The 23,252-nt window shown below is 51.7% G+C and carries 16 protein-coding genes; 8 read left to right on the forward strand and 8 right to left on the reverse strand.

Features of this window, described 5'->3' with window-relative positions:
* Positions 1-60 precede the first annotated feature (60 nt).
* Genes Pan161_RS10410 through Pan161_RS10420 form a run of 3 tightly spaced genes read right to left on the reverse strand, consistent with a single transcriptional unit; the run spans position 61 to position 2,806 of the window.
* Positions 61-363 (reverse strand): hypothetical protein, encoded by a 303-nt coding sequence (locus tag Pan161_RS10410; protein WP_145226506.1) that lies wholly within the window; start codon positions 361-363, stop codon positions 61-63.
* 50 nt (positions 364-413) lie between these two features.
* The gene (locus Pan161_RS10415) at positions 414-2,069 is read right to left on the reverse strand and encodes an aspartate:alanine exchanger family transporter (protein WP_145226508.1); all 1,656 of its coding nucleotides are present in this window, start codon (positions 2,067-2,069) and stop codon (positions 414-416) included.
* An 11-nt stretch (positions 2,070-2,080) separates the two neighbouring features.
* On the reverse strand, positions 2,081-2,806 hold the full coding sequence (locus Pan161_RS10420) for an Imm52 family immunity protein (RefSeq protein WP_145226510.1): 726 nt from the start codon (positions 2,804-2,806) through the stop codon (positions 2,081-2,083).
* Positions 2,807-3,006: 200 nt separating this feature from the next.
* Between Pan161_RS10420 and Pan161_RS10425 the strand changes: the two genes are divergently transcribed.
* The gene (locus Pan161_RS10425; protein WP_145226512.1) at positions 3,007-5,442 is read left to right on the forward strand and encodes a glycoside hydrolase family 10 protein; all 2,436 of its coding nucleotides are present in this window, start codon (positions 3,007-3,009) and stop codon (positions 5,440-5,442) included.
* Positions 5,443-5,548: 106 nt separating this feature from the next.
* Here Pan161_RS10425 and Pan161_RS10430 read toward each other — a convergent pair whose 3' ends face one another.
* Positions 5,549-6,952 (reverse strand): RtcB family protein, encoded by a 1,404-nt coding sequence (locus tag Pan161_RS10430; RefSeq protein WP_145226514.1) that lies wholly within the window; start codon positions 6,950-6,952, stop codon positions 5,549-5,551.
* A 663-nt stretch (positions 6,953-7,615) separates the two neighbouring features.
* Between Pan161_RS10430 and Pan161_RS10435 the strand changes: the two genes are divergently transcribed.
* Both Pan161_RS10435 and Pan161_RS10440 read left to right on the forward strand, forming a co-directional pair.
* On the forward strand, positions 7,616-10,825 hold the full coding sequence (locus Pan161_RS10435) for a DUF1553 domain-containing protein (RefSeq protein WP_145226516.1): 3,210 nt from the start codon (positions 7,616-7,618) through the stop codon (positions 10,823-10,825).
* Between the two features lie 81 nt (positions 10,826-10,906).
* Complete coding sequence (locus Pan161_RS10440) at positions 10,907-12,382, forward strand: DUF1501 domain-containing protein (RefSeq protein WP_145226518.1); 1,476 nt, start codon at positions 10,907-10,909, stop codon at positions 12,380-12,382.
* 103 nt (positions 12,383-12,485) lie between these two features.
* Here the strand turns inward: Pan161_RS10440 and Pan161_RS10445 are convergent, their stop codons facing one another.
* Positions 12,486-13,283 carry a sialate O-acetylesterase gene (locus tag Pan161_RS10445; RefSeq protein WP_197995818.1) on the reverse strand — a complete coding sequence of 266 codons (798 nt, stop codon included), beginning with the start codon at positions 13,281-13,283 and terminating at the stop codon, positions 12,486-12,488.
* 121 nt (positions 13,284-13,404) lie between these two features.
* On the opposite strand from Pan161_RS10445, the gene Pan161_RS10450 reads away from it, so the two are divergent.
* Together Pan161_RS10450 and Pan161_RS10455 are read left to right on the forward strand one after the other, a co-directional pair.
* A complete protein-coding gene (locus Pan161_RS10450; protein ID WP_145226520.1) occupies positions 13,405-14,316 on the forward strand; it encodes an alpha/beta hydrolase in 912 nt (303 codons plus the stop codon).
* Positions 14,317-14,380: 64 nt separating this feature from the next.
* Positions 14,381-17,338, forward strand: coding sequence for a PVC-type heme-binding CxxCH protein (locus tag Pan161_RS10455; protein WP_145226522.1), 2,958 nt, complete (start codon positions 14,381-14,383; stop codon positions 17,336-17,338).
* Between the two features lie 8 nt (positions 17,339-17,346).
* Here Pan161_RS10455 and Pan161_RS10460 read toward each other — a convergent pair whose 3' ends face one another.
* Positions 17,347-18,117 (reverse strand): SDR family NAD(P)-dependent oxidoreductase, encoded by a 771-nt coding sequence (locus Pan161_RS10460; protein WP_145226524.1) that lies wholly within the window; start codon positions 18,115-18,117, stop codon positions 17,347-17,349.
* A gap of 443 nt (positions 18,118-18,560) precedes the next feature.
* Between Pan161_RS10460 and Pan161_RS10465 the strand changes: the two genes are divergently transcribed.
* The 3 genes from Pan161_RS10465 (at position 18,561) to ndk (ending at position 20,950) form a co-directional block, all read left to right on the forward strand.
* Positions 18,561-18,956 (forward strand): ArsR/SmtB family transcription factor, encoded by a 396-nt coding sequence (locus Pan161_RS10465; RefSeq protein ID WP_145226526.1) that lies wholly within the window; start codon positions 18,561-18,563, stop codon positions 18,954-18,956.
* A gap of 141 nt (positions 18,957-19,097) precedes the next feature.
* Positions 19,098-20,276 carry a glutamine-hydrolyzing carbamoyl-phosphate synthase small subunit gene (carA, locus tag Pan161_RS10470; protein ID WP_145226528.1) on the forward strand — a complete coding sequence of 393 codons (1,179 nt, stop codon included), beginning with the start codon at positions 19,098-19,100 and terminating at the stop codon, positions 20,274-20,276.
* A 206-nt stretch (positions 20,277-20,482) separates the two neighbouring features.
* A complete protein-coding gene (ndk, locus tag Pan161_RS10475; protein ID WP_145226530.1) occupies positions 20,483-20,950 on the forward strand; it encodes a nucleoside-diphosphate kinase in 468 nt (155 codons plus the stop codon).
* Positions 20,951-21,041: 91 nt separating this feature from the next.
* Here ndk and sucD read toward each other — a convergent pair whose 3' ends face one another.
* A complete protein-coding gene (sucD, locus tag Pan161_RS10480) occupies positions 21,042-21,920 on the reverse strand; it encodes a succinate--CoA ligase subunit alpha (RefSeq protein ID WP_145226532.1) in 879 nt (292 codons plus the stop codon).
* A gap of 115 nt (positions 21,921-22,035) precedes the next feature.
* A complete protein-coding gene (gene sucC, locus Pan161_RS10485; RefSeq protein ID WP_145226533.1) occupies positions 22,036-23,223 on the reverse strand; it encodes an ADP-forming succinate--CoA ligase subunit beta in 1,188 nt (395 codons plus the stop codon).
* Positions 23,224-23,252 lie beyond the last annotated feature (29 nt).

The raw sequence follows: 23,252 nt of genomic DNA on the forward strand, positions 1-23,252 counted from the left end.
TGCCTCAGGGGTCTGTGAGCACCATTTCACAGGCCCCTGATTCATTGAGTGTCATCCATTTCAGGAGAATTGCCGCACGAATTGCTGCAGACTCGGCAACCATGTATCAGATGATTGCTTCTCAAAATAGAGCCGCTCCCCCTGGCACTCGCAGTAGGCAATCTGTTCTAACTCCTCTGCTACCTGCCCCAGATCGCCAAATAGATGAAAGTCGACCTGGATCTGGTGGTTAGTTGAATCCTGTGTCAGATTCCAGCAGACGGTCTCATCGCGAAGGATCTGGTCGAACTCATTCAGATCATCCAGATCCCAGCCCTGGCCGCGAAACGCTCCCAGTAAATCATTCAGTCGCTGTCTGGACATAAAATAAACCTCGTCTCAAAACGGTCCACCAGTTGTCACATACCAGGGAACTACAACAACGCAATCAAAATCGGCGTCAACAGTGTCACCAACACCAGGGCCACCGGATAGACGGTTGCATAACTCGTTGCCGGCTCACTCGAATCAATGGCTGACGTGACCGCTCCCAAACCGGGCGTGGAAGTCATCGCGCCACACAGGCCCCCAGCCGTCTCCAGCAGATTCAAACGCAGCCAGTAACGGGCTGCCAGAAGCCCGGACAGCAGTGCCACCATCACCACCACCGCAGCGGCCAGACACATCGTCAATCCGTTGGCGCGGACCACTTCCACGAAATTCCCGCCTGCCTGACAACCTGCTTGTGCGAGAAAGACCGTCAGCCCGAGTTCACTTAACAACAACCGGCCCGCGCGCGGCATTTGTACTGACAATCCACCAAACTGACCGAAGTGTCCCATCAGCAGCCCGACCAGCAACGGGCCCCCCGCCATTCCCAGAGAAAACGACTGACTTCCCAGCGAAACACTCAACCGTCCCAAGATCATCCCCAGAATTAGTCCTCCCGCCAGGATAATGAGATCCGTTTCATCCGCAGTCCGAGCCCGATGACCAACGGCCGTCGCAAAACGTTCCAGATCTTCCGGCTCACCAACCGCCCGCAGAATATCACCGTAATGCAGTGACTGTTCTGAGCCGGGAACAAATTCAATGTTCTGGCGGGTAATCCGCGCAATGGTCACCCCAAACCGGGACCGAAAATGCAGATCCTTGAGCGTGCGTCCCACTACCTCTTTGGACGTAATCACAATGTCACGACGCTGCCGCTCCACATCGAGTACGTATTGTGCATCAGGGCAGCGGGTTCCCAGAGCTTCCATCACAGTCTCGATCTGCCCCGTCCGCCCGATGACCAGCAGGAGCTGTCCCAGTTCCAGTTGAAACTCTTTCGGAATCGGTCGCGGTTGCCCATTCACAATCAATCGTGAAACCTGGCAGTTCGATTTCGCCAGAATGGTCACGTCCCGCAGGCGTTTCCCCACCAGATTTCTGTTCTGGACTTCAACCACTTCGCGAATGATTTCGCCGCGGGCGGCAGTCGATTCACTCAAGGCTTTATCAATTCCGCCGGGAAACCAGCGGGGCAGAATCTGAATGAATAAAATCACCCCGATCACACCAAAGGGGTAGGCAATGCCGAAGCCGACCGCGACATCCGAACCAGCAGGCAGCTTTTCCGTCGCCGCCGCGAGAGCCGGCGTACTCGTCAGAGCCCCCGCAAACAGGCCGCTCGCCAGGTCGGGACTCAACTTGAAGAGACGCCCCATGAGCCAGACGGCCAGCAGTGCCGAACTCATCATGACCCCAGCCAGCAGCACCAGCGCTTTGCCACGATTCAGAAACATCTGCAGAAAACTGGGACCTGCCCCGATCCCCAGGCAGTAGATAAACAGCACAACCCCCGCCAGCCCAGCCTCGGGCTCAACCTGGTATCCCCAATGCCCTGCCAGCAGACCGGCGAAGATTACTCCCGAACTGCCCAGCGAAATTCCACGAATCGAAATCTTCCCCAGTATCAGACCGAAACCGATCACAGCAAATAAAACGACTATCTCTTCGATGGCTCTGCACCTTTTCCTGGCTCCCGGAGCGCACAATTCAATGGCCACACTATAGTCGACAGACGGGATCAGTTCCAGCAGTTCCATGCTGCCTGGCTTCAATCTTCCCCGGAACTCTGATCATAATGCTCAGACAGAATCAATCGGGTGCGACGAACCAACTCCACATCCCCCGTCCCTGTTTCAGCAAAAGAATCATCAATCAATACCAGAAACCGCCCCTGCTGCTCCTCAATCACTTTTACTTGTTCCGGCAACTCCGGCCATTCCCAGTCACTGTGCGGATGATACGACACCCATTCACAGTCCGTTTCATTAAATTGCACTTTAGGCCAGTCTAAATCTTTCGAGAGAAATGAACTGGTAAAGTGGGCGGAGTCCGGCTCCCAGCATTCAATCAGAATGTGCAAGATCTGGAGGATCCCTTCCACGGACAGAAGCGGTCTGATCACGTCTGTGATCATGGGAAAGTTGAGGCAGACACCATTATGGGAAAACTCACTCCAGCAGCCGGCATCAATTCTCAATGCTGCAAAACTGCCATCGTCAAAAGCATTACAGATTGATTCACTGAATCCTAACTCTTCATCAATACTTCGATCGACATCATTTCTGTAGACTCCCTTGGCAATGATCGGTTCCAGCCCTTTCGCTGTCGTAGAAATCCGATGGCCATCCGGATTCATTGCATCCGTGGCCCATGCTTTGAGCAGCGGAGAAATCGGCTTCAGCTTGCGCAGCATCTTCGACATCCGCCGGGCAATCTCAGCCGGACTTTCCTTTCGAACTCCCCAGAAAATATGAAAATCGTAACCACTAAACATGGATAATGGGTTCTCCGATATTAATTTTCGAAATGACATATGTGTGAATTGACAGTTCTCATTGAACCAGAATAACCGAACTGGATTTATAGAGCGACCACAGACCATCTGAAAGTTACCTTGTCTGTCAATACAAGACTCGATAAAACTATGATTACGATTTAAAGTCAAATAGTTTTCACTTTCTCAGCAGGTTTCTCATGTTCCAGACACTCCCCTGTCTCCTGGCACTCACACTCGGCTTCACCACCGGGAACAACCAGGTACTTGATGAATTCAATTATCCATCATCGACGGAAGTCAGAAAAAACTGGCAGGAACTGAAGGGAACACTTCCCCTCGCCATGCAGAAATCGAATGATCAGAACGTCCTGCTGCTCTCTGCCCCGTTCGCTTCCAATCGCGAGATTCCACGAGCCGGCATGGATAAAGCGGTCAAGCTCGACCTTTCCACACCAGGCGTCTTCACAGTCGATGTAAAACCGGAGGTTCCCGACAGTAATCACCAGGTCAGTCTCTACTTTAAAAGTGGGCCCGGCTGGTACTCGGCAGCCAGAAGCGTCAAAGGAAACAACTGGCAGACCCTCCGTTTTTTGAAGAGCGATTTTCGTCCCGAAGACAAACCAGCAGGCTGGAACAATATTGATACCATCCGCCTCGTTGTCTGGCGGGAATCAGATTCAGAACCGAATACACACTTTCAAATACGGGATCTGAAAGCAATTACGAATGAGATTGTGATCATTGTCCCCGATCCGGGTCAGCAGCAGAAAGACACAAACACCGTAGCCGCCGCCGATCGTATCGAAGGCTTCCTGCAAACGTCCGGCATCAATTGCGACCGCATCAGCGAATCCGAATTATCTGCGACGTCACTCGGAAAGCGATCCGTCGCGATCCTGCCCTTCAATCCCGATCTCTCTGCCAAAGCCTGCGGAACTCTCAATCAGTTTATGGAACAGGGAGGCAAAGTCTTTCTGAATTTTCATATTCCCCCTGCACTCGAAAAGAATCTGGGAATCAAAAAAGGAAGTTACTTTAAACCAGAGGCTCCCGGCGGACTGTCTTCGATTCGATTGAAAGATTCCAAAATCCTGGGACTGCCAACTGAAGTCCAGCAGGCTTCCTGGAACCTGGTCACCGCGACTCCCTCAGGACATGGGGCGCGTGTGGTGGGACAATGGTATGATGAAAAAGGCAAACCAACGGGCAAGCCGGCACTCATTGTCAGTGACCGCGGTGCTTACTTCAGCCATCTGATCTTAAGTGATGATCCAATCCACAAGCAGGCCCTGCTGACCGCCCTCATGGGGCACTTCCAACCTGCACTTTGGGACTCTATCGCTGCAGCGACGATTGCCCAGGCCGATCAGGTAGGTCCTTTTCAGACATTTGCAGACCTGAGACAACATATTGTGTCGACAGTCACTCCCGCCAAAAGTAGCGAACTGGCGGCCCGTGATCTGGATCGTACAACCACCACTCTCGATCAGGCCCGACGACTACTGAAACAGAATCAGGCATTTCAATCCATTCCCTTTGCGCGAACCTGCCGTGAGAAACGAGTCAAAATTTATCTGCTCACCCGCGCCAGTCCTCCCCGTGAAGCCCGCGCCGTCTGGGATCATTCTCCCACAGGTCCTTACCCCGGCGACTGGAACCGCACGTGCAAAGAACTTTCCGATGCCGGTTTTAATATGGTCATCCCTAATATGCTGTGGGGTGGCCTGGCTCATTATCCCAGTGACGTGCTGCCTCGTAGTAAGACCTATGAAAAGTATGGTGATCAGATTGAACAATGCCTGAAAGCCGCACATCAACATGGTCTGGAAGTCCATGTCTGGAAAGTCAATCACAACCTTTCGACGGCCCCTGAAGCGTTTGTCATAAAGATGAGAGACGCGGGCCGCACACAGGTCAGTGTGACCGGTGAACCTTCCGACTGGCTCAACCCGGCTCATCCGGAAAACTTTAAATTAGAAGTCGACAGCATGCTGGAAGTCGTCCGTAAATATCCTGTCGATGGCATTCACTTTGACTATATCCGTTATCCCAATGATCGTCATGACTACAGTGACTATAGTCGACAGAAGTTTGCAGCCGATACAGGCATCAAAGTACAGAACTGGCCTGCCGACTGTTATAACGGCAAACTGAAAAGTCAGTACCGCGACTGGCGCGCCGCTCAGATCACCCGACTGGTAGAGACGGTGCAACGCGAAGCCCGTAAGATCCGACCCGGGATCAAAATCTCAGCCGCCGTCTTCCGCGAATATCCCGACTGCCGCGAATGGGTCGCGCAGGACTGGCCACTCTGGGCTAAAAACGGTTATCTCGACTTCATCTGCCCTATGGATTATACCGACAACGATACCCAGTTTCGCATCTGGATTGAAGATCAGCAGAAGCACCTTGCCGGTAGCATTCCCGTTTATCCCGGCATCGGTGCGCTCTCCTCAAGAACAACCCTCAGTAGTGATCGCATACTGGGGCAGGTTGATATGACACGCAAACTGAATGCGGGCGGCTTCACCGTCTTCAGTTTGAATCCTCAAACGATCTCCAGCATCATCCCCGATTTCAAAAAGAGCGCCGGCAAAGTCAAGGCAGTCCCCCCGCATCGACTGAAAAAGTGATTCAGGTTTCCTCGGATGGGGTGGTACCGACATTATTTCACTGAATCAAGAAACAGGCAGGTCAGAAACATTTTCCAACATGCCTGTTGATTTTCACTCTCACGAGTCAGTCTTCGGCACGGCTTCCATCGCCGCACATCTTCACCACTTTCGGATTAAAACGTGCTACGATCTCCACCAGGTCCTGCTGCTCCGCCATGACTTCATTGATGTTTTTGTAAACACCGGGAACTTCATCCGCGCCCGCCGAAATCACGGTGATGCCGCGTTTGGCCAGATCATTTCTCACCGCATTCCAGCGATATTTGTCCTTGGCTTTATTACGCGACATACAACGACCTGCCCCATGCGAAGCAGAGTTCAGACTGGCAGCATTTCCTTTTCCGCGCACCACGAATGCCGGATCAGCCATGGAACCGGGAATCACACCCAGTTCGCCTGCTGCCGCTGGAGTTGCCCCCTTGCGATGCACGTAAACTTCTTTTCCGCCATGCTTTTCCTTCCAAGCGAAGTTGTGATGGTTTTCCACACCGGAAATCACCTTACTTCCCAGAATTTCTGAAACGTTCTGATGAATTACGGCATGATTGGCTGCCGCATAATCGCCCATCAGATTCATCGCTGCCCAGTATTCCTGGCCCGCTTCGGTATCCATCTCCAGCCACGCCAGTCGGCCCAGCTGATGATGTCGTTTTCGTAAACGCGCCTGGGCAATGCCGGAATAAGTACTACATACTGACGCTCCGGTTCCCCGGCTTCCGCTATGGCTCAACAGTGCCACATACTCGCCGGCATCCAGCCCGAGTTCTTTATCATCGTGCGCAATGGTCAGCACACCAAATTCCGCAAAATGATTTCCCGAACCCGAAGACCCCAGCTGCTTCCACGCTTTGTCTTTGTTCTGACGCGTGATTTTCGTCACGGACCAGTCCTCATCCATCACGGAATGCCGCTGTCGTTTTTCATGAGCCTGGCCCACACCAAACACGGTTCCCCGATTCAGCGCATCCACAAACTGGTGATGTTTCTGACTCAGCTTGCTCACCGAAATATCGAGCACGGACAGCTTCATACGACATGCGATATCCACACCGACGGCGTAAGGAATCACAGCGTCTTCCAGAGCCAGTACTCCACCGATAGGCAAGCCATACCCGATGTGTGCATCAGGCATCAACGCCGCCCCCCATGCCGACGGTACATGGCATGCCAGATCCATCTGCGAGAACGCACCTTCATCGATCCCCTCTTTACCCCAGGTCTGGTAAGTAATCGGTTCAACTGCTTCTTCGCTGTTATCTTCTACCAGTTCTAACGCCAACTGACGAAACGCAGGATCGTCCAGATACTCTTCAGGGTGTTCCACCACCTTCTGTACGAGTTCTTTCAGTTCTTTACCGCGCACTTTGCCATTCGCTTTTTCCTCGGCAACTTTCATCTGAATGGCAGTTTTCGCCGTTTTTAAACAGTACTCAGGCACTCCGATTTTCAGCAACTGTCGAGAATTCATTTCTCTGTCCCTCCCTCAATACGGGACACGACGCTCTGCCCCTCTCTGGTTTTAATGCGTCACCGACTTCATATAAAACCTGTTTTCACAATTACATGATTTGTTCTCAGTGGACACACGCAAACCAGACAGGTTCTCTGAACTTGAAAATAGACGATTAAAAAAGGGAAGCAATTTCATTTCTGGTGAAATCCGAATCCCGCAGTGGTTTCTGCAGTCAATCAGAAAGTTCTCCCCAACAAACCACTTCTGCAACGCGTATCACTCACAGACCTCATGATGTTGCTGAATCACAGAACAGACTTTAAAGTCGTCAAGATTGCCTGCGATCAACTCATTTATTGAATTCTAACCTGACCGAACTGACGCAACCACAGGGAGATACGTCAAAAACCCTCAATCGACGTCTTGCAAAGGGTTTTTGCTGTGATTAGAATAAATGAATGAACCTGAATTCAGAAATGACAGCTTTGCTCCCCTGTTTCTGAAACAAGTGCCATCCCACCTGCTGAACCGTGTGGCTCAGCTACCACCGTTGCAAACTGATATGGATTGTCGGTCGGACAGGTATCACCAGAGATTCATTGACAAGTTAATTCTAAGCCGCCTCTCTTTCAGGCAGCCGCTGATTCACTTGAAAATTCCTTCCAGAAGGTGAACGTCATGCTTCTTCTGTGTTTGAGCAAGCGCCTCGTCCCTGCTCTGCTGTTGACTGTTTTCTGCTGCACACTGCCAGCCGCCCGCGCACAGAATTCGGAGAAAGTCTCACCCACAAAAATTCGCTCGATCCTGTCTGAAAACTGTTTTCAGTGTCATGGACCAGATATCAAAAAACGGGCCGCCGACCTGAGATTTGATACACAGGAAGGTGCCTTTGCTGATCTGGGCGGCCATAAAGCCATTGTACCCGGTAAAGTCAAAGAGAGTGAATTGATCACCCGCATCACCACTGCCGATGCCGACCTTCAGATGCCGCCAGCAGAGAGTGGCAAAAAACTGACGGAAGAAGAAATCGCTCTGCTCAAACGCTGGATTGAACAGGGCGCGGAATGGCAGGATCACTGGTCGTTCGTGACTCCTGTCAAACCAGTGCCCCCCGCAGTCAAACAGACAGACCGGGTAAAAAATCCTATCGATCAATTTATTCTGTCACAACTGGAACAGGAAGGCCTGCAAGTATCACCGGAAGCGGATCGCCGCGATCTGATCAGACGAGTGACACTCGATCTGACCGGACTGCCCCCCACTCCTGCAGAAGTGGAGGCATTCGTGAATGATAAATCAGCCAATGCCTACGAAAAAGTCGTCGACCGCCTGCTGCAATCACCCCACTACGGCGAGCACATGTCCCGCTACTGGCTGGATATCGCCCGTTACGGAGATACGCATGGATTGCACCTGGATAATTACCGGGAAATGTGGCCTTACCGTGACTGGGTGATTAATGCCTTCAACACTAATATGCATTACGATCAGTTTATCATTGAACAGTTGGCGGGTGATCTGCTGCCTGACCCTACGCTGGAGCAACAGATCGCGACCGGTTTCAATCGCTGCCATGTTACCACGAACGAAGGGGGCTCGATCGCCGAAGAGGTTTACGTGCGCAATGTCATTGATCGCGTCGATACCACCGGCCAGGCCTTCATGGGGCTGACCCTCGGTTGTGCCGTCTGCCACGATCATAAATTTGATCCCTTCACGAAAACTGAGTTCTACCAGATGTTCGCCTTCTTTAATAATCTGGATGGCCCGGCCATGGACGGGAACATCAAAGACTCTCCGCCATCTGTGCGGGTCCCCAACGCAGCACAAACTAAACAGCTGGAAACATTTAAAACCCAGGTTGCTGCTATTGAGCAGCAAGGGAAAAACAGAACAAAAGTCAACGAACCCGCGTTTCAATCCTGGCTGCAGTGGAAACAGCAGATTCTAAAAACCGGCAGCAACCCGGATCTCTCCATCCCGCAACCGGGGGGATTACTGGCTGCCTATCCGCTCAATGAAAAAACAGAAGCCACTGCCACTGATCAGACAAACGAGAAGAACAAAGCCACCGTCAAAGGGGCTCCCAAATGGGTCCCCGGTAAATTCGACAACGGATTCCAATTCGCACCAGGCAGTTATCTGGATCTGGGCAAAACCGGACAGTTTGCCAAAGGAACTCCCTTCAGCTTTGCGATCTGGGTCAAAACGAACGGCAAAACATCAGGCCCGATCGTATCCAGTCTCAATCCAAATTCACGCGAACGCGGTTATGACCTGCAGATTATCAACCAGAACCTTGGCGTCAGACTGATTGATCGCTGGCCCGGCTATGCAGTCGAAGTGAAGACTGCCAATAACGAAATCACTGCCAACCAGTGGCACCATGTCTGCGTAACTTACGATGGCTCCGCGAAAGCGCATGGCGTTGCCATGTATGTCGACGGGAAACAGTCGGAACTGACGATTTCTTCTGACTCGTTCAAGAACACGACGCCTTTGAATTCTGCGACTCTAATGCTCGGACACTCTGCTACCAACGCGCACCTTACCAATGGTTTCGTCGACGAATTTCGTATCTATGATCATGAGCTCACAGAAACCGAAGTCAACCAGGTGTACTTCGACAATCAGATTGATCCGGTCCTGCAACTGGCCGCTGAGAAACGGACACCACAACAAACTGAATTACTCAGACAGTATTATCTCAATCAGTTTGACTCCGAATACCGTAAACTCCTGGCTAAAAAAGTTCAGGTCAAAGCACAGGCAGAGAAGCTGACTCAATCCCTGCCTACCACGCTCGTCTTCCGCGAACGAAATAAGATCAAAGACGCCTTTGATCTCAAACGTGGTCAGTACGATCAAAAGGGAGACAAGGTGGCCAGAAAAACGCCATCTCAGTTCCCCGCGATGGCAGCCGAATGGCCTGTCAACCGCCTGGGTCTCGCCAAATGGCTTGTCGCTCCCAGTCATCCCCTGACGTCACGCGTTGCGGTGAACCGCTTCTGGCAGCAGTTGTTCGGAACCGGCATTGTGGAAACCAGCGAAGACTTCGGCAACCAGGGCGCGGCCCCCAGTCATCCCGAACTGCTGGACTGGCTGGCGGTCGACTTCCAGGATCATCACTGGGACGTCAAACGCTTCATGAAGCAGATGGTTATGTCAGCCACCTATCGACAAAGTTCGAACGTGACTCCCGAACTGTATAAAAAAGATCCGAAGAACCGTCTGCTGGCGCGCGGCCCCCGCTTCCGTCTCGATGCGGAGACGCTCCGCGATCAGGCATTGGCTGTCAGTGGGTTGCTTGTGCCCACAGTGGGTGGCCCCAGCGTCAAACCTCCACAACCCGATGGTCTCTGGTTTGCGGTTGGTTATTCCGGATCGAATACAGTTCGCTTCAAGCAGGATACCGGCCCGGAAAAAGTTTTCCGTCGCGGGATGTATACGTTCTGGAAACGCACGTCGCCTCCACCGGAAATGACGACATTTGATGCGCCAAGCCGAGAAGCCTGCACGATGCGTCGGGAACGCACGAATACACCCTTGCAGGCACTCCTGCTCTTGAATGATCCTCAATACATGGAAGCCGCCCGCGCACTGGGTGAGCGCATGATTAAAGAAGGGGGGAACTCACCAGAAACACGGATCAAATTTGCATACCTGCTGGCCACCGGAAAACCAGTGACAGCCGAAGATCTGACTCTGATGCAGAACACCTTCCAGGATATGCAAACCCATTACCAGAGTGATCCGGAAGCAGCCAAACAACTGATTGCCGTCGGAGAATCCAAACCGGATCCGAAACTGAATCCCCAGGAGCTGGCAGCCTGGACCATGATCGCCAACCTCATCCTGAACCTGGATGAAGTCCTCACGAAAAACTGACGTTTCTGCATTGAATTGCAACGGACGCACTGAGAAATAATACAATCCGGTTGAGAACAAAACAGAACAAAAGGTAAAGTCATGAATCCCATTCAGGAACGACTCTCACAAATCACACGCCGTCACTTTTTTAAAACCGGTGGATTAGGTCTGGGAACTGCCGCCCTGGCATCGCTGGAATCAGGACGGTTGCCACTACAGGCGAAAACTCCAGAAATGAACTCGATAGGAGGCATGCCGGGCCTACCCCATTTCGCACCCAAAGCCAAACAGGCCATCTACCTGTTTATGGCGGGTTCCCCTTCACAGATTGATACGCTCGATTACAAACCCAAGCTGAACGAGCTCTTCGATAAAGATCTCCCGGAAGAAGTCCGCAAAGGTCAACGACTGACCACAATGACTTCGGGCCAATCCCGCTTTCCGCTCGCTCCTTCCAAATTCAAATTTCAGAAATACGATAATGGAGGCGACGGTGCCTGGGTCAGCGAATTGCTGCCTCATACGGCTGGTATCGTGAAAGATATCTCCATCGTTCGTTCACTCTGGACGGAAGCCATCAACCACGACCCTGCCATCACCTACATCTGCACCGGTAATCAGCTGCCCGGTCGCGCCAGTCTGGGCTCCTGGCTGAGTTATGGTCTGGGATCAATGAATGAAAACCTGCCTTCCTTCGTCGTGCTGACTTCCACCTGGTCGGGTCGTCAGCAGGCTCAGGCACTTTACAATCGCCTCTGGGGCAGCGGCTTCCTGGCCAGTAAATACGCGGGTGTTTCATTAAGATCCAAAGGCGATCCCGTGCTGTTTCTTTCCAACCCTCCAGGAGTCCCCTCCAAACTGCGGCGGCGCATGCTGGATACCCTGGCAGAGATGAATCAGAATGAATTCGATCAGATCGGCGATCCGGAAATCCAGACTCGAATTTCACAGTACGAAATGGCTTTCCGCATGCAGACCTCCGTGCCCGAACTGACTGACATTTCCAAAGAGACCAAAGCGACACTCGACATGTATGGTCCTGAGGTACACAAGCCGGGTACGTTCGCATATCACTGTCTGCTCGCTCGCCGCATGGCCGAACGGGGCGTGCGTTTTTCACAGATCTTTCATCGAGGCTGGGACCAGCATGCGAACATCGCCGGAGACCTGCCCAAGCAGTGCAAAGATATCGACCAGCCCGCAGCCGCCCTGGTCAAAGACCTGAAACAGCGAGGCATGCTGGACGACACGCTGGTCGTCTGGGGCGGGGAATTCGGTCGTACGGTTTACTGCCAGGGAAAACTGACACGCGAAAATTATGGACGTGACCATCACCCGCGCTGTTTCAGTATCTGGATGGCGGGCGGCGGAATTAAAAAGGGTGTGGTGCATGGCACAACCGATGATTTCAGCTACAACATCACGGAAAACCCGGTGCACATTCATGAGATGAACGCAACAATTCTCAAGTGCCTGGGCATTGATCACAAAAAACTCACCTACAAATTTCAGGGACTCGACCAGAGACTGACGGGGGTAGAAGATCACAGCCCCGTGCAGGAAATCCTGGCCTGACCTGAATCGATCACAGATTAAACGAAACAGGATCGCCCGTTGCTCGTGATGGGCGATCCTGTTTTTTATTTAAGAACTCAGCAGCTTAACCGATCTCAATCTGTTATTTCTCCGCCGCCTGCTTCTGCAGCTTCAGCATCTGAGCCGCATAACGTTTTCCGAACTCCCGCTCTGCTTCTGCATTGAAGTGCACCTGGTCACTTTTCGCAGGTAATCCTTTGGAAGAAGCCACAGCTGTCGCAGGGACTTCTTTTGCAATCCCGTGCAATGCCTGATTAACAGTCGACGCTCCCGGTCGCGTGAAGAATTCTCCCAGCTCTCCCATCACGAAAGGCATGTCAGGCTCACCCAGATCGGTACGCAGATCTGCGATCATTGCGGACAATCGTTTCTGATAGCTGTTATACAATGCCGGCTTTGAAGAATCACCTTCTCCCTGATGCCAGATCGCTCCCTTAATCACACCTTTTTTCTGATTCTCTTTGGCCAGCTTGACCGCTCGTTCATACAGATCACCCCCTTTGACCCAGCGACTGAGCGGCGTCCCTCCCACGGCAGCAGGAATCAAACCGATCGTCACACCAAAAGAGGCTTCCGCGATCACAGGACCAAATCCTGAACCAGGTCCGACTCCGGCAATTTTCGGTTTATCGAAATGCAGCGGGTCCGTCGCAGGAACCCAGTTACCAGCTTTGTCGAGCTTCAACACACGGGCATGTGCCTTGTTAGTGGCAGGATCAACTTTGCCCCGTCCTGCCATATTGGACTGCCCAATCAATAGATAAATATGAAACTTTTCTTTCTCGGGTAACTCAGCCGTTCTGTCGGCAGCCATCAGCGGCGAGAAAACAGCAAACATCCCCAGATACAGGCACAGATTCAACAACCATTTAATTTTCATTTTTTAGGATTCCCACTCGAAAACAAGAGACAAGTTCATCGGTATTTCTTTTACTATAGAGACAGACACAATTCGAACTCAAGTATACGGTTTCTGTTTTTTATGAAAGAAGCGTCGCGCCATGAACTTCCTCACTCAAAAAGCAATCATTCTGCTTCTATTGGCAACGGTATTCAGCCTGTCACCCATCAAATCATTAACAGCGGCGGATAAAAAACCGGCAGCAAAAAAGAATACCTGGAAACCATTACCGGGTGCAGAATACAAAGTCTATAAAAAAACCGATCAGGGCGACCTGCATCTGAATATCTATAAACCCGCAGACTGGAAAGCCAGCGACTCCCGCCCTGCAATCGTCTTCTTTTTTGGCGGCGGCTGGAGGAGCGGCAATCCCAGCCAGTTTGAACCGCACTGCAAACATCTGGCATCCAAAGGCATGGTCGCCTGCACCGCCGAATATCGCATTAAATCCAAACACGATACAACGCCCTTCGAATGTGTTGCTGATGGAAAATCAGCAGTTCGCTGGATTCGCGAACATGCCACAGAACTGGGGGTCGATCCTCAACGTGTCGCAGCCGGCGGCGGTTCTGCCGGCGGACATGTTGCCGCCAGTACGGGAACTGTGATCGAATTTGAAGAACCTGATGAAAACAAAAGCATCTCCTCCGTCCCGAATGCTATGGCACTATTCAATCCGGTCGTCGATACTACCGAAACCGGTTGGAAAGGTGGCCCCGCTCAACTCGGGAAACGCTGCAAGGAAATATCTCCGTTTCATTTCATAAAAAAAGGCACCCCTCCTACCATCATTTTTCACGGGACAGCGGACACAACCGTCCTGTTCGAAAATGCAGAACGATTTACCGAACAGATGAAGCAAAATGGCAACCGCTGTGAACTGATCGCCTACGAGGGTGAAGGTCACGGCTTCTTTAATCTCCGCAAAAACACCGAAGACAACTATCATTCTACTATCAAAAAACTGGATCAGTTCCTGACTTCTCTGGGGTACCTTGGCCCGAGACAATAATTCTCTTCCGAAAACAGCCTCGATCACTCCCTGAATTTGTAGCACCACATCAAGGATTTTTCTTATGACCGGCTTCACGAATCGGAAAATGCTTTTCGCCTGTATTAGCGGCTTGATGTTCGTTCTGGCTACGTCGCTCTTGCAGGCAGAGGAAATCAAAACTCCCCGTTCACTTGATGATCGTGTAAAAATCGAACTGTTCGCATCCGAACCGGACATTGTCACCGTCACCGGTCTGACTGTAGATCAACATAACCGAGTCTTTGTCGTTGAGAGCCACACCCACTTTCGGCCCGAGAATTATCAGGGCCCTAAAACCGATCGTATTCGTCTGCTGCAGGATACCACTGGCGATGGACACGCCAATCACATTCAAACCTTCTATGAAGGCTCAACCGAAACGATGAACGTCGCCGCGCATCCGGATGGCTGGATCTACGTCGCCACCCGCAGCTCAATCTTTCGCCTGCGCGATCAAGACGCTGATAGCAAAGCCGACGTAAGACAAAATTTGGTGCAACTCGAGACGACAGCCACCTATCCTCACAATGGCTTTTCTGGTTTTGCCTTCGACTTCTTTAACAATATCTATTTCAGCATGGGAGAGAACGAAGGTGCTGACGCGGAACTTGTCGGCGATTTTGGAAACGTCTATTTCACGCTCGGTCAGAATTACGGAGACGATGCCACACTCATCGGCAAAGGAAATGTCCGTATTTCCGCGCTCCGCGGCGAAGGAGGCATCTTCCGCTGTCGTCTGGATGGCAGCAAACTCGAACGCATCGCCACCGGCTTCTGGAACCCCTTTCATCTCTGTTTTGATGTCAACGGTCGCATGTTTGTCGGCGATAATGATCCCGGTAATCGGCCTCCCTGTAGATTACTGACGATCGTGCCAGGTGGCGACTATGGCTATCGACGCCGGACACTCGAACCCTTTATCGCCGTTAACGCAGAGACTCCCGGCACACTGCCCATGACATCATCCACCGGTGAATCGCCGACTGGTTTGATCATTTACGAATCCGATCAGCTGCCCGCGGACTATCGCGGCGATCTACTGGTCGCCAGCTGGGGGGAACACCGTATTGACCGCTACCACCTCACTCCGGAAGGAGCATCCTTTCAAACAACGACTCAGCCGATGATCGCAGGCGAAGAACATTTCAGGCCGGCCGGGATCGCCGCAGGCCCAGATGGCAGTCTCTACATCGGCGACTGGGCTGACCGTTCTTACCCGCTGCACGGCAAAGGTCGCGTCTGGCGCATCTCTGCAGTCAAACCGATAGAAAAACAGAGAACGAACACAATCACTTCTTCGGACTGGCAGACACGCGATGCCGCTGCACGACAGCTACTCAGAGAGGGAGAAGCCGGCATCACGGCATTGAAGACTGCTCTCAAAAATGAAGATCCCCGCGTCCGCGCCGTCGCGTTGAATGGCCTGGTCAGTGTTGACAAAGTCACTCCCGATCTGGCTGTATCTATCCTGCAAGACAAACAGCCCGGACTTCGGGAACAGGCTGTGACGATCCTGCCTGAAAAGTTGATCGGTTTTCAAAAAGTCGCTCAGAAAGACCCTTCGCCTGCAGTTCAGGCGGCTGCGTTAAGACGTATCTCAGAAAAGTCGGCTTTACCACTGATTTTTGAACGGCTCTCATCTCCCGACAAATTTATGCAGCAGGCCGCACGACAGGGGCTCAGCAATACATTATCCAATGCAGAGCTTGCTGACAACTTTTCACATGCAGATCCCGCCGTCCGTCTGGGTATCATCCTGCTGCTCAAAGAAAGCCGCAGAAAGCCTTCTACCTCTGTATTAAAACAGGCTCTGAATGATGAGAATCCACAGGTCCGCTTTGCAGCCGTCGAATGGATCGGCCGTGATGAACTGCACGAATTCCGCGAGACACTGATCGCAGACCTCGCCAGCAAAGCCACCACACCAGAACTGCTCAAAGCCTATCTCGCATCCATCGCACAACTGGATGGCGTGATGAAAGACTGGACGCGAGGCACAACCGGCGACTGGTGGGTCAGCAAATCCCAGGCACGCCAGCAGGCAGCACAACTGCTCGAGCTACCCGAGACATCCCCAGCGGTATTGCAACAGCTCCTGCTCTTTCTGCCCACAAATGATCCCGCGTTAAGTGAAACGAAACTCGCTCAATTCCTGAAATCAGATGATCCCGGCCTGCGAACCGAAGCCGTCCGCACTCTGCGCGAACTCAAATCTACTTCTGCCCGGGAAAAACTGGTGCAAATCGCAAACAATGAATCTACGGACGCCAATCTGCGTGCAGAAGCCATCATTGGCCTCGACTCTTCCATTTCAAAAAACATCCAGCCTCTGCTGAAATTTGCCCAGGATCTAAACCCAATCGTCAGTAAAGAGGCTCTGCGCACTCTGTCCGGCGCAACCTTGACCGAACCACAACGTATCACACTTCAACAGATCGCAGCAGCAGATACTGACAAAGCTGCTGCGGTCCAACGGATCTTAACGCGACAGTTGAATGAGAAACGACCCGCCAAAGATCAGCTTACAACTTGGTTGCAGACACTCGCAGGTCCTGCTGACTCACGGGCTGGCCAGCGACTTTTCTTTCATCCGAAAGGTCCCGGCTGTTTTCGCTGCCATCAGATCGATGGTCGTGGTCAACAGATCGGCCCGGGACTCATTCGTACGAATGGCAGAATCGCTCTCAATCGAGAGCGACTGGTGGAAGCGATTATCAACCCCAGCAAAGACATCGACCCCGGATTTCTGCCCTTAACGATTGTTACAATCGATGGAAAAACCGCATCTGGCATCTACCATAAACACAACAATAAAGAACGCTCAATCTATGATTCAAAGGGCAATGTGATCTCATTCAAAATCAGTGACATTGAAGAGATGATTCCTTCTAAAACTTCAATTATGCCCAACGGCCTGGCAGACCAGATGACCATCCAGGAATTCCGGGACCTGATTGCCTATCTGCTGCCGGAAGAAACTTCGAATCGTTCGTCAGACTGAAACTCAGCTTAACGCACGGCTCCCCCGTTGACGTTGATCACCTGGCCGGTAATATAAGCTGCATCATCACTGCAGAGAAAACGGGCCATCTTCGCGATATCTTCCGGCGTCCCCCAGCACTGCATGGGAGTTTCCCGCTTAACCCGTTCCTGCCAGACGTCACTGGCGTCTTCACCCCAGGCCGTCAGAATCCAACCGGGTGCAATACAGTTCACACGTACCTGAGGAGCCAGTGAGACTGCCAGAGAGCGACTGAAACCCATAATGGCATTCTTGCTGGTTGAAAACAATTCTCCACTGGCGCCTTCCATGCCGCGGTCTGACTGATCCCAGCCAATATTCAGAATACACCCACTACCTTGCTGCTGCATCCGCAGCCCCACTTCGCGGGACAATAACACGGTTCCACGCACATCAACGTCGAGCAGTTTTTCCAGTTTCTGACCATAGTCCAGCTTCGCGTCGCTGCCGGTTAATAAATCGACGCCTGCATTATTTACCCAAATGTCCAGCTGGCCCCAAGTCTGAAAAGCCTGATCAATAAAAGTTTCATAGTTTTCCAGACAGGCAAGATCTGCAGACAGTGTTTCCGATTTTCGACCCAGTTTCTGTATCATGCTGGCAACCGCTTCAGCCGCCTCTTCCGATTTTCGATAATGAATCAGCACATCGGCGCCCGCTTTCGCCAGCTCGATCGCGATCGCTTTTCCGATCCCACTTGAAGAACCTGTGACCAGAACTTTCTTGCCGGTGAGATTACAGAACGAAGATACAGACACGTCATAACTCCATATTTAAAAAACACTTAAGCAAACAAATCGCATGTTTTTTCGCGAATAATTAGATAAACTGGATAAATACTAGTTGACGATCGGGTAGAGCACTACCATAATTGCCATCGAATTAGGGGAGCGTTCTTGGCGTTCATTGAGACCGCAAAGCGACTCCCTCATATCACATCTTTCGCCTGTCTGGCAAATAATACAAGTAGTTGAGTAAGTAATTTAGCTTAGATCTGCGCGCCATGTATTACAGGCGATTTAGGGCCACAATGTTGTAAAGTTGGTATGGCCAGCGGTTGGCTGCTTGTTTTTTTGCGATTCATTCCCCCACTTGACTTGTGAGCGGAACGAACAGATTATGCCCCACAGGCCGGTCGTTGAAAACAAACGACGGTTGAAAATGAGCTTTTTGCATGAATTTTAAAAAGGAAACTAGTAATATGGCCACAAACCTTGTGGATCCGCCCAAAGAAGGAACGACACAGCGATTTCCCACTCTGCCAGATCATCTTGAAAAGAATCTGGTCAAGGTCTTTAAGTTGCTGTCTGACGAGACACGACTGCGAATTATGCTTTACCTGGCTCAGGAAGAAGAATTATTCGTAACGGCACTATGTGAACGGCTCAATCAGAGTCAACCTGCTGTCAGCCACCACCTTGCACTATTGCGGGATGCGGGACTGATCGAAGCACGAAGAGATGGAAAACACAATTATTATTCCATCTGCCGTGAACACTTCCATTCCATTATGGGAGAACTATTCAACAGCTTTAACGATCCCGATGAAAATATCATTCGAATCGACCATTTCACCCTGACACAAAATCTGGGCTGAACGCGCTATCAGACTCAATTTTGAAAAATCCAGCGAAGAGACCGACCTTAGACAGTCGGTCTCTTTTTATTTGCGACTATCTTTGATAAAACATACCAGATTTAACCAGATTTTTTCCAAGTCCTGAGATCAGTACAAACAATGCAGAAAACAGCGAAATTAGCCCTTGAAGATGGCAGTGTGTTCACAGGGACGGCCTTTGGTGCGGACGGAGAAGTCCACGGTGAAGTTGTGTTTAATACAAGCATGACCGGCTACCAGGAAATCCTGACCGACCCCTCCTATTGCGGCCAGATCGTCACCATGACCTATCCGCAGATCGGCAATTACGGGATCGTCCCTGAAGACGTCGAATCCGGGGGCATCGCCTTACAGGGATTTATCGTTCGCGAACTCTGTGAAATCCCCAGTAATTACCGTTCAACACAGACTCTGGACGAATACCTCAAAGCGGCTGGCGTCATCGGACTGCAAGGCATCGATACCCGGGCCCTGGTTCGAAAAATTCGCACCAGCGGAGCGATGACAGGTGTACTTTCCACAACGGATCTCGACGATGAATCACTCGTCAGCAAAGCACAAAGCAGCCCACAGTTGGTCGGGCAGGACCTGGTCAGCAAAGTCATTCCCGAAGCAGCTTCCGAATGGACAGAAGCCCTGCACCCACTGGCCTACAGCAGTTCTACTCACTCCTTCTCGGGTAAAAATATCGCGACGCTATCCGAAGACGATCTGGCTGCCGAAAGTGCCTATCACATCGTCGCCATTGATTATGGCATGAAGTGGAATATTCCACGGCATTTAAAGCAGCTGGGATGTAAAGTCACCGTGCTCCCTGGTAACTGCACCGCAGCAGAAGTGCTGGAACTCAATCCCGACGGCGTCTTTCTTTCGAATGGCCCGGGAGATCCGGAACCGCTGACTTATGCGATTGAAACCATCCGCGAACTGCTCGGTCAGGTCCCGATCTTCGGTATCTGCCTCGGTCATCAACTGCTGGGCCTGGCTTGTGGATGTAAAACCTTTAAACTGAAATTCGGTCACCGTGGTGCTAACCAGCCGGTAATCAACCACGCCACCGGACAGGTCGAAATCACCTCGCAGAATCACGGCTTTGCCATCGATCCTGAAACAAAACCCGACGATGTGGAAATCACTCATATCAATATGAATGACAACACCGTCGCCGGACTGCGACATAAAACACACCCGGCTTTCAGCGTGCAATACCATCCCGAAGCCTCCGCCGGTCCGCACGATAGCCATTATCTGTTCCAGCAGTTTTTCGAAAGCATCAGTCAGGCACGCGTTTCTTCCTGATCGCTCGAATTATTCATGTGAATCAGGGTTGAAATGATTGCTGAATTTCATTTCAATTCACTTCAATCAGGCGTGGAAGATCCGTCCATTACCGGCTACCAGCCATTGAATACACCGAAATTAGCAACTCATTACACAGACAGGCAGGAACAGAATCTGATCCCGCACCTTTTTACAGACAACTGACAAGATAGAAAGAAACCCACATGGCCCTCGAACGAACTCTGATTCTGATTAAACCCGATGCGGTCCAGCGTCGCCTGGCAGGCACACTTCTGTCCCGCTTTGAAAATAAAGGACTGAAGATTCTTGGTTTGAAACTCCTGCAGGTCACCAAAGAATTAGCAGCCGAACATTACGAAGAACATGTGGAAAAACCATTCTACCCGCTGCTGGAAGAATTCATTACCGCCGGCCCGGTCGTCGCGATTGTCGCAGAAGGCCCGGAAGCCATCTCCGTCGTCCGCTCCATGATGGGATCCACCAATGGTCGTGAATCCGCCCCCGGAACCATTCGCGGCGATTATGGCATCAGCCGCCAGATGAATCTGGTACATGGCAGCGACGGTCCCGATGCCGCGACCCGCGAAATCAAAATCTACTTCAAGCCTGAAGAGTTGATCGAATACGGCACCGCTCTGGGTGACTGGGTCTGTGCAGACGACGAGAAATAATCTCATCGCTCAACAAATTCGAAACCATAAAAAAAGGGCCATCCGATATTTCGGTGGCCCTTTTCTTTTTTGACTCTCAACTGAATACAGCTTATTTTGCAGCTTCAATCGCCCGCTTCATGGCAGTGCCCATGTCGGCGGGACTTTCGGCCACGACAACGCCGGCTGCTTCCAGAGCGGAAATCTTTTCATCTGCGGTCCCGCTTCCACCACTGATGATCGCGCCTGCGTGACCCATCCGTTTTCCGGGAGGGGCTGTCTTACCGGCAATGAAACCAGCTACAGGTTTAGTAACATGTTCTTTGATGTATTCGGCGGCTTCGATTTCCGCCGTTCCACCAATTTCACCAATCAACATGATCGATTCCGTCGCGGGATCGTTCTCGAACAGCTCCAGCAAATCAATGAAGGTCGTCCCGATAATCGGGTCACCACCAATGCCAACTGCCGTGCTCTGTCCCAGACCAATGTTACCCAGCTGCCAGGCCGCTTCGTAGGTCAGTGTCCCACTCTTACTGATCAGTCCTACGCTGCCAGGCGTATGAATGTAACCGGGCATAATCCCGATCTTGGCAATCCCGGGGGTAATCACACCAGGGCAGTTCGGGCCGATCAGGCGGCTTTTTCTGTCTTTCAGATAATCCATCACCCGTACCATGTCGAAGACGGGGACGCCTTCGGTGATCGCGATGATCAGTTCCATGCCGGCATCCGCGGCTTCCATGATCGCTTCACCACAGAATGGTGGTGGTACGAAGACCAGACTGGTGTTGGCACCGGTCTTCTCAACAGCTTCTTCCACCGTATTGAAAACGGGAAAACCATCAACCTCGGTTCCCCCTTTTCCAGGAGTCACTCCGCCCACCAGAGGAGTCCCATATTCGCGGCATTGCTGGCTGTGAAACAGGCCCGACTTACCAGTGATCCCCTGGCAAATGACGCGTGTCTTTTCAGTAACTAAAATACTCATAATCTGTCACCCTTGCGGGAAATATGTGTTTGAATGAAGGCAAAGATCGCTTTTTACAAAACAACCACGTCAAATGATCGCGGCCCGTTGATCACTCAACAGGCCGCAGTCGGTCTTATGAACTTAATGTGGCAACGACTTTCTGGGCGGCATCGGTCAGGTCTGTTGCTGAGATAATATCCCGACCGCTTCCGGCCAGCATCTCGCGAGCCTTATCCACGTTAGTCCCTTCCAGACGCACCACCAGAGGTACTGTGAAACCAACCTTCTCGTAGGCTTCCAGCAGCGCGGTCACAATTGTGTCGCACTTCATGATCCCGCCAAAAATATTTACCAGAACCGCTTTCACGTTATCATCCGCCAGAATAATCCGAAACGCTTCGGACACCTGATCGACGTTTGCTCCGCCACCTACGTCCAGGAAGTTGGCTGGTTCGCCGCCATGATGCTTGATCAGGTCCATCGTACTCATCGCCAGACCGGCTCCGTTTACGAGACAACCAATATTTCCATCCAGTTTGACGTAGCTTAATCCTGCATTACCCGCGTCCACTTCAGCGGGTTCTTCTTCCGTCAGGTCTCGCAGTTCTTCCAGAGGCTTGTGACGGAACATCGCGTTCTCATCAAACGAAACCTTGGCATCCAGCGCCACCAGTTCTCCCTCGCCGGTAATCACCAGCGGGTTGATTTCAGTCATGCTGCAGTCATTTTCAATAAAGAAGCGGCTCATCTGGCACAGGAACTTCTCGGCACTGCGAACGGTTTTTCCTTCCATCCCCAGCTTGAACGCCAGCTTGCGGGCCTGAAAACCGAGCAGCCCGGTGTGGATTGAAAACGGCTCGCTCAGAATTTTTTCCGGACTCTCTTCTGCTACCACTTCGATTTCCATTCCCCCCTCCGTCGAGAGAATCAAAACCGGGCCACCTGCTTCGCGGTCGACCACACAACCCAGATACAACTCCTGGGCGATATCCAGTCCCTGCTCGATGAACAGCGTGTTGACCTGCTTGCCTTCTTCACCCGTCTGGATCGTCACCAGCGTTGAACCCAGCATGCGTTCCGCATTCTCACGGACTTCTTCAGCAGATCGCGCTAGTACAACGCCTGCCTGATCGGGGTGTTCTTTAAAACGACCTTTACCGCGGCCGCCGGCGTGAATTTGTGACTTCACAACCACTAAAGGACGATCCAGTTTTTCAAAGGCGGCCACCGCTTCCTCTACGGTTTTCGCTATCATTCCCTCAGGTACGGGAATTCCGGCTTCGCGAAACAACTGTTTGGCCTGATATTCGTGAATTTTCATTGATTTTTCAGACTTTCTCCTGAAAATTT

The sequence above is a fragment of the Gimesia algae genome (genome assembly GCF_007746795.1).
GTDB lineage: Bacteria > Planctomycetota > Planctomycetia > Planctomycetales > Planctomycetaceae > Gimesia > Gimesia algae.